This window comes from Ruegeria sp. AF7 (assembly GCF_056541885.1).
In genome coordinates, this window is sequence record NZ_JBQFYX010000018.1 from 1 (window position 1) to 13,302 (window position 13,302).

A 13,302-nucleotide genomic window follows, 5' to 3' on the forward strand; every position below is an offset into this window, starting at 1 on the left:
CCTTGATCATTCCAATAATCTGTTCGTCTGAAAATCTGCGTTTCATGGTCCATCCTTTTCTTGGACGGATTACTAACACCTCGATGGCCTGATTTCAGGGGGTTGGGTCACATCCATAGAGTGCAAGCGCCCGAGTTTGATCGAACCCGGCGGCCTTGAGATACTTGGTAAGGCGTTCTTGTGAGATAATATTTGTGACCAATGACTTACTGCTCCGCGCGGTCCTTATTGGGTCTAGACCGTTTTACTTGACATGTGCCCGTGAGCCACCCTATATAAAGGGCAATCGAAGGCAAAGTTAGGTCTTCAATTTCCAGATGCCCGCGACAGCCTTAACCGGTCCTCGCGGGTTTTCGCTTTTTGATATATATGATCGCGATAATTGGGGCAAAGGCACACACGTCACTTACGATAGCCTTCGGTGCTCATGACCCCCGGCGTACCTTTGGTAGCTCCCTTTGTAGCGCAGCTCGGCAAAAACGATCAGTGCGATCAGTTCGCGAGCATACAAGATGCTATCCCATAGGTTTTCGCCGTCCAGTGCTTTACCTCGATGGGTAATCGAATTGCGCTGCTTGTTCACCCGCCGGATCATGTCGTCATCAAAGTCGCTGGGTGAGAGACCGTACTTTTCTATCAAAGCTTTGAGTTTTCGAGATATTGGCACTCGGTTGATCCCTTTGATACTGCCTTCGAAGACACTTTTTTCTTCGTCGCTAAGGTCGAATTCGCCCAAGGTTTGAATGAGAGCTTCCCGGATCGGTTTGAACTTTCCCTTCGGGATCAAAGTCGAGGGGGCGTCCGGAACAAGGCTGTCCAGAACCGTTTCAATTGCGGTCATGAGCGTCAGGTAGCGTATTTCGTCGATAGTGGTATCGCTGTTCAGCCAGCCAACCGCCTGCCAGACATCATCTGGGAAAGGGTCATCACTTTCAAATCGTGCAACAAGCGCAGCAATGAATTCGGACTGGTCCAAAAAATGGATGGATGACAGGTGGGCAGGACGGCCAGATCCGCTGTAGAATGTTGCAACTACCTCGTCTGATCGAAACTCCTCGATCAATGGCACGTGCAGCCGCCCTCCATGTCCAAACTGAAGTCCGCTCCAGATGAATTTCGCAAGGGATAGCGCTTGTTCATGCCAGTGTTCGCCAGGTTGACCGTCGTTGTTTTGAATGACGATGGTACCGCTCACATCGTCGGGTGCTACGTTTTTGTGTGCACCTTGAACTGTGACTCGGCCAAGCTGCGCATTTACCGGATTAGGCCGAAAGCTCTGGAATCCACGCAACGATAAACGCAATCCCAATTCAGCGTCACCGGCCGTCGTTTCCCGAGGCAGTGTGATAGACGCCTCGCCAGTCGTAAGCTGAACGTGGTGACCATCCGTGCCAGATCTCGAGCCTCGAACTTCCATGTGCTCGGAATAAAATCTGGTCCCGTCGCTGGACGTTCCGGTCAGGTGAATGGATTCCCCGTGCCCGCCGGGTTCGCCCCTAGCCTTGCTCAAAGCCACATAGGTAGATCCAGCTACATTTAGCGGATCGACAACAAGGCGGTGGTCATTACCAGCATGTGCCACGAAGGTAATGGGCTCGTTCAAATCCCCAACAGAAATTCTTCCATCAAAACTTGTTGCCTTGAAGGCCCAACCGCCCCGAACGTGCACAGATGGGGGTTATGAGGAACACAAGGAGAACGCACGATGCAGTGACCATTCGCTGCGCGTTGCTTGAACAGGTAGGATGCGGGACAATCCTGCCGTTAGCTCATCTTCAGTTGTAAAGTCGATCAGGTCGCACCGATCATCACCCTAGCCGGTGTGCTTTCTCCCGCCCTGTACGTCATCTGAATAGAACCAGTCGTCGGGATATGGATACCACCAGTCCGCCTCCTTCGCCTTCGGATCAATCACGACCATCTTGGGTCGTCTGAAAGCCTCGAGGCCTTGAAGGCCTAGCGTACGCCCAAGCCCAGAATTCTTGACGCCGCCAAAAGGCAAGGCATCGTTGTCCACGAGCGGGTTGTTGACCCAGACCATCCCCACCTGTAGCTTGTTCACCCCTTGAAATGCCTCGTCCAAGTCGCCGGTAAACAGGCATCCGCCAAGACCGAATTGTGACGCGTTTGCCAGTTCAAGCGCTTGGTCAAAGTCGCTCACCCGAATGACCGAGGCGACTGGCCCAAAAACCTCTTCCTGAGTTAGCGCCATGTCCGTCGTCACGCCGGTCAGGATCGTTGGTTCGAAAAACCAACCCGGCCCGACGTGATCCGGGGTACCGCCTCCTACCTCAACCACCGCGCCTTTCTCAGTTGCATCGCGCACCAGACGCTCGACCTTGTCGCGTGCCTCCTTGGAGGCCAAAGGTCCGATTTCCGCCACCCCCATTCCGTCGCCGATGCGCAGTTTCCGGGTTCGGGTCACGAATTCATCGACAAAATCGTCGTACACGTCATCCACTACAAAAATCCGTTCAGACGATGTGCAAACCTGGCCCGACTGCAAAAATGCAGCGGTAACCGCCCCGGCAGCAGCGACCGCGATGTCGGCGTGTTTACTGACGATCAGTGGATCGCTTCCCCCAGCCTCGATCACTGCGGGTTTCAGGTTCTCCGCTGCGGCCACTGCGACTGCACGACCTGTCGGCACGGACCCTGTAAAAGCGACCACATGGGTTTTGGGGCTGGCAATCAGCTGTTTGCCCACGTCTGCACCACCCGGCAGGCAAGCAATCAGGTCTTGGGGCAACGCCCGAAAAAACTCCATGAACGCCATCGTGCACAAAGTTCCTGCAGGTGAGGCTTTCAACACTACACCGTTACCTGCCGCAAGTGATGCGGCCATCGACCAGCAACCAAGAATGAGGGGGAAATTGTACGGAACCACATGCACGGACACGCCGTAGGGCTCGTATGTCTGATACTGAAAAGATCCAGTTTGCATCGTGCCGGCAATCTTGCCCGCGTCATTGCGCGCCATCTCGGCATAGTAGCGGAAAACCGGCGGGATGTTCGCAATCTCGCCGATCGATTCAGGGTAAGGTTTGCCCGTTTCCAATGTCATCAAGCGGGCGATCTCAGTCATGTCGCCGCTTTCGATGTCGTTGGCGATCTGGTGCAATACCCGCGCGCGAGATTTGCAGTCCATCGCGGACCACCTCCTTTGCGCCGCATTTACCCGGTCCAGGACCTGGTTCACGATCTGCGGCGACGGCTCACCAAAAACCCCGACGGGCTGCAAGGTAGACGGGTTGACCAGAGTGGTCCCACCACCCTCCAATGGCACATGCTTGGGGTTGAGGTAGTAGGTAGATTTGAACGGGTCACGCATTGGGCAGCCCCCTTGTTTGACAGGCATTGCGCCGTTAGCGGATCATGTACACTTTCTTGACCGTCTCGTGGACAGTGCAAACGCCTTTCCAGTCCTGCGGAAAAAAGGCCGCCGTATCGGGCGTAATCTCAATTACCTCGCCGCTTTCATGGATATAGGTACAGCGGCCTTCCAGAAAGTGGCAGAACTCGTCCTTGGTGACGTGACATTCCCACTTACCGGGAGTGCAGACCCAAAGGCCGCATTCGGACTGGCCGTCAGGCCCCTTGTGGATCAGCTTTCCCGAGGTGCGGGATTGCCCTTCAATCATCGTCGGGATTACCCCCCAATCGACAAGATCAGTCTGCTGGAGCGGGTTTTGCATACGTGGCGTGGTCATGTTTCAGGTTCGCGATCCGTTAGGTAGTAGGTGTTGCGCAATGTTTCCTCGACCGTGCATTCCCCTACCCAACCGGCGAGGAATAGTACGGCCGTTCCGGGCGTAACTTCGATGCTTTCGCCTGCATCCGACCGATAGACCGCGCGGCCCTGCACAAAATAGCAGAACTCGTCACGCGGTATCGTTAGGCGCCAGCGGCCTGGAGTGCAGACCCATGCGCCGATCTCCGGCCGGTTGTCAGGACCCTTGTGAACCAGCATACCCGATGAATGCGACTGGCCTTCAATCATGTCCGGCTGTAGCCCCCAGTCCGTGAGGTCGGTGCGGGTCGAGATTTCCGAAAGATGCGGGGCGCTGCTCATTCCGCGGCTTTCAGGATTTCGTCGAGAATGCCAGCTGCCTTGGTCGGGCCATGCCGTGACTGCATGTGAGCAGAGGTTGCCGCCATCTTCGCCTGCATTCCTGGATCGTTGATACATTTGTCGAGGGCAATAGCCAATTCATCATCGGTCCAGTCGTATCGGTGAAACCCGAACCCGTGGCCGGTTTCCTGAACACGGGTGGCGTTATCGTGGCCGTCCCAGACATAGGGCATAATGATTGCTGTTTTGCCGAAATATAGGCACTCTGTGAACGAGTTGTTACCGCCATGATGTATCACCGCGTCAACCTGCGGAATTACCGAAGGCTGGGGATACCAGCTCTGTATGTGCACGTTGTCGGGAATGTCTGTGTATTCGTCAATGTAATCCCCGACATTTACGAGCGCCCGGTAGGGCAACCTGGAAATGGTCGAAATGATCCTCTTTAGCAGGTCGGTGTCGCCTGCGCCAAGCGACCCGAAAGATACATAGAGAAGTGGTTTGTCATTGTTGGACTTAAACGTTGGCACCTCAAAGGGTTCTTCTTCGCGCACGCAACCTTCAAGATACTGAAACCGGTTTGGGTCCAGTGGGTTCTGCCGTTCGTACTTTGCCGGCTCGGGATAAAGCAGAAGGTTCATTGTGGGCGACGCTTCGAAAAACTCTCCAATCGGATAGGGGTCTTCGTTGCATCTGGCTAGGAACGCATTGTAGTCGTCGTGGATCGGCTTGATCACATCGTGGAGCTTTGCCTCATAGGCCTCCATGCCCTCGCGGTCATCCACCCGACAGCCCGATAAGTGCGGCGGCACAATCGGGTCCGGGATTTCGTTTTCGGAACATGAGATGATCCGCACCCACGGTACGCCGAACTGCTTGATGGCTGGGAACATAATGACATTATCCACGCAGATCATATCTGGTTTGATTTTTGCCAATACCTCGGGCAGATCTTTTTGCGCCCATTTTGCGCTGTCGACGATCGCCTCCCAGCAATCCTTGACGTAGTTATCGATTTGGTCAATCGGGGCTTTGCGAAAATTTGGGATGTGACCGTTGATGAAATCCTCCCAGAACTTTGCCATCGCCTCGGGTTCCATCGGCTCGGACAGGGCAACAGGATGCGCCTCAAACCCATAACCTTCATATACCTCGACAAAGCCGGGATCGCTTAGAAATACAGCCTTATGGCCCAGTTTCTCGCAGGCCTGCGCGATGCCAACCGAATTCAGCGCAGGGCCAAAGGCAGCTTCGGGGAAGAAGGCGATGGTTTTCTGTGACATTGTAGGTCTCCGGTTAGATTTGGCTTAGCAGTTGGGAAGGATGCGGGAATGTTTCGCGTCCCATACGCAGTGGACATCCTGACCCGGCTGGATATTTTCACGGTCGGCTTGGCTGGCGGGAACGCGGGCGGAAAGGGTGCTCCTCCCACCGCGAACGCGCACATGCACACCCAGGTCTGATCCGTGATAGGCGACTTCTTCGACAGTGCCTGGAAGGCAGTTGCGCCCATCTCGAGGGGCGGTCTGCATCAGGCTGACCCGTTCCGGGCGCACAGCAATCGTGGCAGCACCGCGCAGCTCGGAAACGCCCCTCAGCATTCCCGCCCCGTGGACATCGACACCGCCGTCGACGGCGTTACCATCCAGAAAGTTCATCACGCCTATAAAATCTGCAACAAAGCGCGATCCGGGGTGTTCGTAGAGCTCGTGAGGAGTACCGACCTGCGCCAGCTTACCATCATGCAAGACCGCGATCCGGTCGGCCATGACCAAGGCCTCTTCCTGGTCATGGGTCACAATTAGAAATGTAATCCCCACCTCGTGTTGCAACCGTTTGAGCTCCAGCTGCATCTCTTCTCGTAGTTTCTTGTCCAGAGCTGAAAGGGGCTCATCCAGCAACAGGACTTTTGGCCTTTTGACCAGCGCGCGCGCCAAAGCAACCCGCTGTCGCTGCCCACCAGAAAGCTGATCCGGCTTGCGCCCGGCAAATCCCGAAAGTTTCGCACTTTCCAGAACCTCGGCCACTCTCGTGGCAATTTCGTCCTTAGGCAATTTCTCCATTTCTAACCCATAGGCGATGTTTTTTTCGACGCTCATGTGCGGAAACAAGGCATAGGATTGGAACATCAGGTTCAGGGGCCGCCTGCTGGGACGTATGTTTGTCACGTTCTGCCCGGCAACGATTACCTGTCCTTCCTGTGGCGTTTCGAATCCCGCCAGCGTCCGCAATAGTGTGGTCTTGCCGCAGCCCGATGGGCCCAAAAGTGCAAAGAACTCGTTATCGCGAATATCCAGTGAAACATTGTCGATCGCGGTCACCAAACCGTATCGCTTGGTTATATTCCTGAGTTGAACCCCTTGGTTCATCGGCTGAAAACCTCTTTGTCGGTACGCTGTGCGAAGAAGACCAGCGTGAATGAAACGAACATGACGATGGTAGCCATCGCATTGATTTCCGGCGTGACGCCAAATCGGATCATTGCGTAAATCTGCATCGGCAACGTGGTCGAGGATTGCCCAGCACCGGCGGTAAAGAAGGCAATAATGAATTCGTCCACAGACAGGGTGAAAGACAACAGCGCCCCGGCGATAACCCCCGGCGCGATGGCGGGCAGCAGGATGCGGCGAAAGGTGGTGAATTCGCTGGCCCCAAGATCGGCACTGGCCTCAAGTATCGAATGGTCGAAATTGCGCATCCGCGTACGCACCACGGCGACAACAAAGGCTATGTTAAATACGACATGGCTGAGGATGATCGAATGAAGCCCCAACGTCATGTTGAGTAGGGTGAAAAAGGACAAGAGCGCGATGGCCAGAACTATGTCGGGGATGATCATCGGTGCGAACAGAACCGCGTCTAGAACTGAAGAATTACGCCGTGTCTCGACACCGACCGCCAAAAGCGTGCCGATTATTGTCGCCAGAACGGTCGAGATTAAGGCCACGATTAGCGTGTTGCGCGCCGCCGACAGTATTGGATCCGCGGTAAACAACTTGCCGTACCATTCCAACGAAAACCCGGTCCATACAGTTGGAAGTCCGGCCCGGTTAAAGCTTAACGCCATGAGCACAAGGATCGGCACATAGAGAAAGGTGTAAAACAAAACCAGGTGCAGCTTCAGGCCCATGTTGGATCGGTCCCGCATCAGTCCTGCCCTCTCTGTCCCGCTGCGCGATTGGCCAATACCGCCTGTGCGAACAAAAGCCCCATCATAATCGCAATCAGGAACATCGACAGCGTTGCTCCGAATGGCCAGTCGCGGGCGCTCAGGAACTGGTCATAGATCAGGTTTCCAACCATCTGAAGTCGCCCGCCGCCAAGCAAATCGGGCGTAATGAAATTGCCGATCGACAATACAAAAACAAAGACACCACCTGCCGCAATCCCGGGAACGGTCTGTGGCAGTATCACCCGGTAGAAAGTGGTCCAAGCGGGCGCTCCAAGATCTTCCGAGGCTTCTATGGTTTCGACATTTATGCGGTTCAGCGACGAATAGATCGCCAGAACCACAAAGGGGGTGTAGTTGTAGACAAGCCCAACGATCACCGCGAAATTGTTATAAAGCAGAGACAGCGGCTCATCGATCAAGCCTGCCCCCTGGAGAGTATTATTGATCAAGCCCTCGCGGTTAAGCATCACGATCCAGGCGTAAGTGCGGATTAGGTAGTTGGACCAGAACGGCAAGATCACCAAGATCAGCAAACCGGTCTGCCAACGGCGCGGCGCCAGCGTGATGGCATAGGCCGCCGGATAGGCGATCAGGATCGCGATTATCGTGGCCAGAAACGCGATCTTGGCCGAGCGTAAGAAGATCCCGAGGTAAAGAGGATCGGCGGCCCGCACAAAATTTTCAAACGTAAAGACGTGGTCGATGCCGCCATAGATACCGCGTTCAAAGAACGCATAGGTAAAAATAAGGCCACACGGCACCACCATAAGAAGCGCAAGCCAGCCCAGGCCCGGCCCCAGCAAGATCACCGATTTCAGTCGATTGGTCATATACTTGGCAATCTGTGGAGTGATGTCGTACAGGCCCGACCCTTTGTTCGGGTCGGGTTTTGCTCAGGGTTTGATCACTTACTGTGCGGCCATGATTTCGGTCACGGTCCGTGCAAAGGGTTTCTGGCCATTGCCGAGATCGCGCAACTGCTCGTACTTGGTAAGGTCTGCAGGCGACATTCCCATGTTCGGGAAGGTTTCGATCAAGGACGGGTCCAGCGCCTCCATCGCAGCCTTGTTCGGCGTTTTGTAAAGGATATTGCTGGCAACCCAGACACCGACGTCCGCGCCCAAGACATAGTTCACAAAGGCATGCGCCGCATCTTTGTTTTCAGATGCATCCGCGATGACTAGCGCATCTACCCACAGATCCGATCCTTCTGATGGTATCGTGTACTTGATGTCCGCGTTTTCACCGATGCCGTAGTTGCACCAGCCATCCCAGGCGTGAACCATCGTTGCCTCGCCCGATACCAACTTCAGATAAAAAGTTGCGTCATCGTAGGCCAGCAGATCCTGCTTCGCCGCAACCAGCAGGTCCTTTGCAGCCGCCAACGTCTCATCCGACGTATCGTTAAGCGACTTTCCGAGGGCTAGCGCAGCAGCCCCCATCAGCCAGCGATCCGTCGAGAGCATTGTCACTTTGCCTTTAAGGTCTTCAGAGGGTTTGAGCAGATCGTTCCACGAAGTTGGCTCTGCCATCAGGTCAGACCGGTAGCATAAGCCCGTCGTGCCCCAAGCGTATGGCATTGAATAGTTGTTGCCCGGATCATGGGCTAGTTCTTTAGCTTCGTCATACAGGTTAGAGGCATTCGGAACCTTGTCGTGGTCGATTGCAGCCACCAGCCCCAGGTTGTTTAACGCCTCGGCAAAAGGCGACGAGACGAAAAGAACGTCGTAGCCCTTGCCTCCACCGGCTACGACCTTGCCCATGATTTCTTCGTTAGTGCCATGCACCGAGAGCTCGGCCTCGATACCTGTTTCCTTGGTGAAATTCTCCAGCAGGTCCGGCGGCATGTAGCCGTCCCAGTTCGAGATCACGATTTTTTCTGCTTGGGCCGCTCCGGCGAATAAGCTGAGTGCGCAGGCCGCCCCGGTGGTGAGCCAAGCAAATGGCAAACGGAACGAATTGGTGAACTTGTTGGTCATGTCTTCCTCCCTTGACATCCGCGCTCGCTTCTGGGGCGAGATATATGATGCAATCACGGTATTTTTTGATGAAATAAAACTCAACATTTTTTTGAATCATTTTTGTATGGCCCGGAGAAGCCATTTAAGATACCGTTTTTATTGTATATTAACTAGGTATGACGAAAGCCGTCTTCTTATGCCACCAAGCAAATACTTGAAACTTGCTCAAAAAATACTGGATGTTGCGATGGATCTCGATTTGCATCAGGGCGACAGACTGGTGGAAAAAACCCTTGCTGATTCGTGCAGCGTCTCTCGCACTCCGGTTAGATCCGCATTGAGGCTGCTGGAAAAGGAGGGGATGGCACGCAAAGCGGCAGAAGGCGGGTTTGTCCTAGAATGCGAACCCGAAAAGGGGCATTCGATACTCAACCAGCATGCGGTCGGAGCAGGTGTGGATCTCGCTGGTGCCATCCTACGAGATCGCGGCGCCCGACGCCTGGACGGTGCCATCAATGTCACAGACCTGATCCGCAGATATTCGGTTTCCCGCAGCGCTGCACAGCGTGCGCTCGAAGCCCTCCTGGCCCAAGGCGTGATTCAGAAAGCCGAAGGTCAATCCTGGGTTTTCACGCGCATGCCGGGAGACCGCTCCGGACGAATAGAGAGCTACGAATTTCGTCTGATACTGGAACCGCAGGCCATTCTGTCCGACGGTTTCAAGTTGGACACCAAGCGCGCCGATCTGGTCCGCAGCCAGACCGAAGCGCTTCTGGCGCAGTCGGAAAACTCTTTCAATAGCCAGGATTTTCAAGACGCGGATCTTGCCTTTCACAAGCTCATCGCTCGATCGTCCGGAAACCAGTATCTAGCTTCTGCTCTCATGGCCCATCATGGGTTGCGCCACCTGCCGGGCGGATCATTCGGTATGATCGACTTTCGGATGAGGCAGGCGCTCGATGAACATCTGCGTATACTTGATTTCATCGAACAAGATCATTTCGATCTTGCGGCGGATCAGATGAGGGTGCACTTGCGGCTTTCAATGCACCAAAGGCCCAGCGTCGCCAATCGTGGTGCTCCGGCGCTAGTCCAAGCAACCTGCGGGTCAATCCGGTGAGTGAATGATGAACCGCAAGGAAGCACCCGTAATCGCGTTTTTCCCCGAAGCTAGTTTTGGGGCTGCACTGAATTGTGTGGGGATCGCTCAGGAACTTCGCGCAATGGGTGCACACCCCGTTTTCCTGACCCACGGTGGCTTTGGTGGCGTATTCGCAGATTACGGTTTTGACGAGTTCGCCGTCCCTGTTCAATCAGAGTTGACAGAAGAGGAAACCCAGACCTACTGGCAGGAATTCCTGAGCCATCATCTGCCGCATTTTAACATGCATCCAACTGACCAACTGACCACCTATGTAGAGCCCGTTTGGAACGCAATCGTCGAGACAGCGGAATCGGTCGAACAGGGGTTGGAAACGGCGCTAGAGCGGACCAACCCAGATGTCGTCGTCCTCGACAACGTCATCATGTTCCCGGCCATCGTACGATCCGAGCGCCCATGGGTCAGGGTTATTTCTTGCGCGGAAACCGAGTTGCCAGACAACTGCCTACCGCCGTACCTGTCCGGTCTGCCGGCATCTGACGCCGCCGGGTGTGCGGCATTCCGAGACCAGTACCTGGAGACCCTTGGCCCAATTCATGCTCGCTACAACAAATTTCGCCTGGATAAGGGGCTTGAGCTATTGCCTGAAGGTGAGTTCCTAGAAACATCACCGCATCAAAACCTTCTTTTAGCGCCATCTATCATTCGCCATGATCGTGATCAGGTACTGGACTCTGGACAATTCACCTTTCTCGAAGGCTGCGTTCGCCAGGAAGGTCCTTACCGTGTACCTCAAATGCCCCGTAACGACGGGCCTCTGGTGTACGTGAGTTTTGGCAGTCTGGGTGCCATGGATGTCCCATTCTTTGAGAGCCTGTTCGACGTATTCAAGACAATGGACATGAGGTTTCTGGTCAATGTCGGGGCCCAAATCGACGCCTATTCCAGAGTCCCAGACAATGTTCATCTGCAGGAATGGTTCCCGCAGCCTTCCGTGGTTGAACAATGCGATCTGTTTATTCACCACGGCGGCAACAACAGCTTTTGCGAAGCGCTGTATTTCGGGGTCCCGTCGCTGATCCTTCCCTATTGCTGGGACGGACACGATAACGCCCAGCGGGCAGTTGAGACCAGTGTCGGACTCAGGGTAAATCGATGGGATTGGACACCGGAGCAGTTGGATAATTCGATTAACCAACTCCTTGGGGACGCGGAGATGAAGGCCCGGCTGGCTGCGAACTCAGAGATCATGCAGTTGAGAAAGTCGGTTCAGTTAGCTGCTCAGAAAATTCTGGATTGTGTAAATCCTAACCGAATCTAGGTTATTCCCGTCGGTCATCCGTTTTGTCATGAAGGATGGAAGGGTGCATCGCAATGACCTCTAAATCACTGAACCTAAAGTGTCGGTTTGGGCTCGAGACAGACGCTCGCTGAAATGTCGCGAGCGGCAGCAATACGGGCAAAGCGGTCTATGGTTCTCCAAACAAATCGGCCATCCTTGGGTTTACAGTACACGGTTGTGGAGAGTGAGAAGGACTAGTAGTCTTCACTTTCGGAAGTATAGGGTCTCAATTGGCACCCTCATTGCATGCTGAGCAGTCCTTTATGGCTCACGAGCGTCTAGATACCCTCCGGTTAAGCCCTTTTGGGTGTCAGACGGTATCGTCCGCAAAATTTGGTTGTTGGTTGCTCGGGTGCGTCACCCAGAGCCAGCAGCAAAAGGATAGCCAAAAGGGGTGATCCAACCAAACCGATCAGGAACCAGATAAAACTAGATCGGTTGCGCCGTCCCGCCATCGTGATCGGCAGGATATAAAGCCAGATCACGACAACCAGCAAGATGAACATAAAAATCAACTGGATAACTGGTGCGTCCATGAAATTTTGCCTTTCGAATCTTGACGCCATTTTTAAAACGGCTGATCCGGTTAGATAGACAATGGCCCGAAAGCGTTCCCGGGTATTAATTTAGCCCGACACGGGTCCCGGGCGTCCCAATCCTCTCACTTTGGGTTCCTTGGCTATCAGACAGTGCCGTCCAAATGTTTGGTGCTTTCCGGGTCACAAGGTAGCAAGGTCGGCAAAACGGATAAAGTGGGTGTTCAAGGAACCTTTTAAAGAGCCTTTTCAATGAACTTTGAAAAAAGCTCACCCTGCGAGTTGATCCTAAGTTTCGCGTAAATGTTGCGTCTGTGGATGCGGACTGTGCCTGGAGAGATGCCGAGAATTGTGCCAACAGCTTCTGCCGAATGGCCCTTCAATGTGAACTCAACGACTTCTCGTTCTCGTGGCGTCAGAACGCCATCGCCAAATGCCTGGAATGCTAGATCAACGCGACGACTAACGCCATTCGCTGCGGCGCCGCGGGCCATCGTTGGAAAGTCACTCCAATGTTTGCAACAGGCTGCCCGAACGAGCGGCCATAGAGCGTGCAAATGACGAATTTCCTTGGCTGAAAAAGGCTTCGCTGATCGCATGAGCGAGACCACAACCATCCCAGTGCTTGGGATATCGATAAAGTAGCCAATCTCCTCTGCTAACCCAGTCCTTTTGTAATAGCTGCGATAGTATTCGCCCTGATAGAACCTGTCCGGTGCGATATCGCGCATGCGGTACAGACCCGGTGTTATCGGTTTTGTCGCGGCCAAAAAAAATGGATCAAGTACGTAGGGCCCTGCTTGGTAATCCTCAACAAAAATACGCCGTTTGCTTTTGGGAAAATCGTCGTGAAGGTCTATTGGTGCTTCGGTTCCGACATGGCCAAACACCACCGTAAAATCAAATGGTGCGACCTGCCGTAAGCCATCTGCCAAAGCACATGGAAATTCTGGGGTTCCGATCTTCTCTACGACCCTGCCGGCCTCTTCCATCCAATCGTACACACGCCGCTCCAGATTTTCGAAAAGCACCTCTATACCCCAATTGTGGTATATACAGTTAATCCGAGTTATTGTTACTTTTTCCTTGTTTGAGTGGTATGCCAGCAAATGCCAAA

The 13,302-nt window shown here is 54.1% G+C and carries 13 protein-coding genes; 2 read left to right on the forward strand and 11 right to left on the reverse strand.

Annotated elements, in window-relative coordinates; translation table 11 throughout:
- Nucleotides 1–406: 406 nt before the first annotated feature.
- The 9 genes from ACR0AP_RS18015 to ACR0AP_RS18055 all read right to left on the reverse strand — a co-directional run bounded on the left by ACR0AP_RS18015 (nt 407) and on the right by ACR0AP_RS18055 (nt 9,223).
- On the reverse strand, nt 407–1,195 hold the full coding sequence (locus ACR0AP_RS18015) for a HEPN domain-containing protein (protein ID WP_480508398.1): 789 nt from the start codon (nt 1,193–1,195) through the stop codon (nt 407–409).
- A gap of 618 nt (nt 1,196–1,813) precedes the next feature.
- On the reverse strand, nt 1,814–3,331 hold the full coding sequence (locus tag ACR0AP_RS18020; RefSeq protein ID WP_170463253.1) for an aldehyde dehydrogenase family protein: 1,518 nt from the start codon (nt 3,329–3,331) through the stop codon (nt 1,814–1,816).
- A gap of 34 nt (nt 3,332–3,365) precedes the next feature.
- Nucleotides 3,366–3,710 carry a cupin domain-containing protein gene (locus ACR0AP_RS18025; protein ID WP_170463252.1) on the reverse strand — a complete coding sequence of 115 codons (345 nt, stop codon included), beginning with the start codon at nt 3,708–3,710 and terminating at the stop codon, nt 3,366–3,368.
- A complete protein-coding gene (locus ACR0AP_RS18030) occupies nt 3,707–4,072 on the reverse strand; it encodes a cupin domain-containing protein (protein WP_170463251.1) in 366 nt (121 codons plus the stop codon). The genes ACR0AP_RS18025 and ACR0AP_RS18030 overlap by 4 nt, the downstream gene beginning before the upstream one ends.
- A complete protein-coding gene (locus tag ACR0AP_RS18035) occupies nt 4,069–5,355 on the reverse strand; it encodes a glycosyltransferase (protein WP_480508400.1) in 1,287 nt (428 codons plus the stop codon). The genes ACR0AP_RS18030 and ACR0AP_RS18035 overlap by 4 nt, the downstream gene beginning before the upstream one ends.
- Before the next feature lie 24 nt (nt 5,356–5,379).
- Complete coding sequence (locus ACR0AP_RS18040; RefSeq protein WP_170463249.1) at nt 5,380–6,441, reverse strand: ABC transporter ATP-binding protein; 1,062 nt, start codon at nt 6,439–6,441, stop codon at nt 5,380–5,382.
- Nucleotides 6,438–7,220, reverse strand: a complete 783-nt coding sequence (locus ACR0AP_RS18045) for an ABC transporter permease (protein ID WP_170666106.1) — start codon at nt 7,218–7,220, stop codon at nt 6,438–6,440. Before ACR0AP_RS18045 ends, ACR0AP_RS18040 begins: the two co-directional genes overlap by 4 nt.
- On the reverse strand, nt 7,220–8,074 hold the full coding sequence (locus ACR0AP_RS18050) for an ABC transporter permease (RefSeq protein WP_170463247.1): 855 nt from the start codon (nt 8,072–8,074) through the stop codon (nt 7,220–7,222). Before ACR0AP_RS18050 ends, ACR0AP_RS18045 begins: the two co-directional genes overlap by 1 nt.
- Before the next feature lie 78 nt (nt 8,075–8,152).
- On the reverse strand, nt 8,153–9,223 hold the full coding sequence (locus tag ACR0AP_RS18055) for a polyamine ABC transporter substrate-binding protein (protein ID WP_170463246.1): 1,071 nt from the start codon (nt 9,221–9,223) through the stop codon (nt 8,153–8,155).
- On the opposite strand from ACR0AP_RS18055, the gene ACR0AP_RS18060 reads away from it, so the two are divergent.
- Complete coding sequence (locus ACR0AP_RS18060) at nt 9,207–10,325, forward strand: GntR family transcriptional regulator (protein ID WP_170666104.1); 1,119 nt, start codon at nt 9,207–9,209, stop codon at nt 10,323–10,325. The two genes, ACR0AP_RS18055 and ACR0AP_RS18060, sit on opposite strands and share 17 nt — an antisense overlap.
- Nucleotides 10,326–10,329: 4 nt before the next feature.
- Nucleotides 10,330–11,628: a nucleotide disphospho-sugar-binding domain-containing protein gene (locus ACR0AP_RS18065; protein WP_480484405.1), complete on the forward strand. Its 1,299-nt coding sequence runs from the start codon at nt 10,330–10,332 to the stop codon at nt 11,626–11,628.
- Between the two features lie 314 nt (nt 11,629–11,942).
- On the opposite strand, the gene ACR0AP_RS18070 is transcribed toward ACR0AP_RS18065, so the two are convergent.
- Both ACR0AP_RS18070 and ACR0AP_RS18075 read right to left on the reverse strand, forming a co-directional pair.
- The gene (locus ACR0AP_RS18070) at nt 11,943–12,185 is read right to left on the reverse strand and encodes a hypothetical protein (RefSeq protein ID WP_480508402.1); all 243 of its coding nucleotides are present in this window, start codon (nt 12,183–12,185) and stop codon (nt 11,943–11,945) included.
- A gap of 236 nt (nt 12,186–12,421) precedes the next feature.
- Nucleotides 12,422–13,189 (reverse strand): helix-turn-helix transcriptional regulator, encoded by a 768-nt coding sequence (locus ACR0AP_RS18075; protein ID WP_371810850.1) that lies wholly within the window; start codon nt 13,187–13,189, stop codon nt 12,422–12,424.
- Between the last annotated feature and the right edge of the window lie 113 nt (nt 13,190–13,302).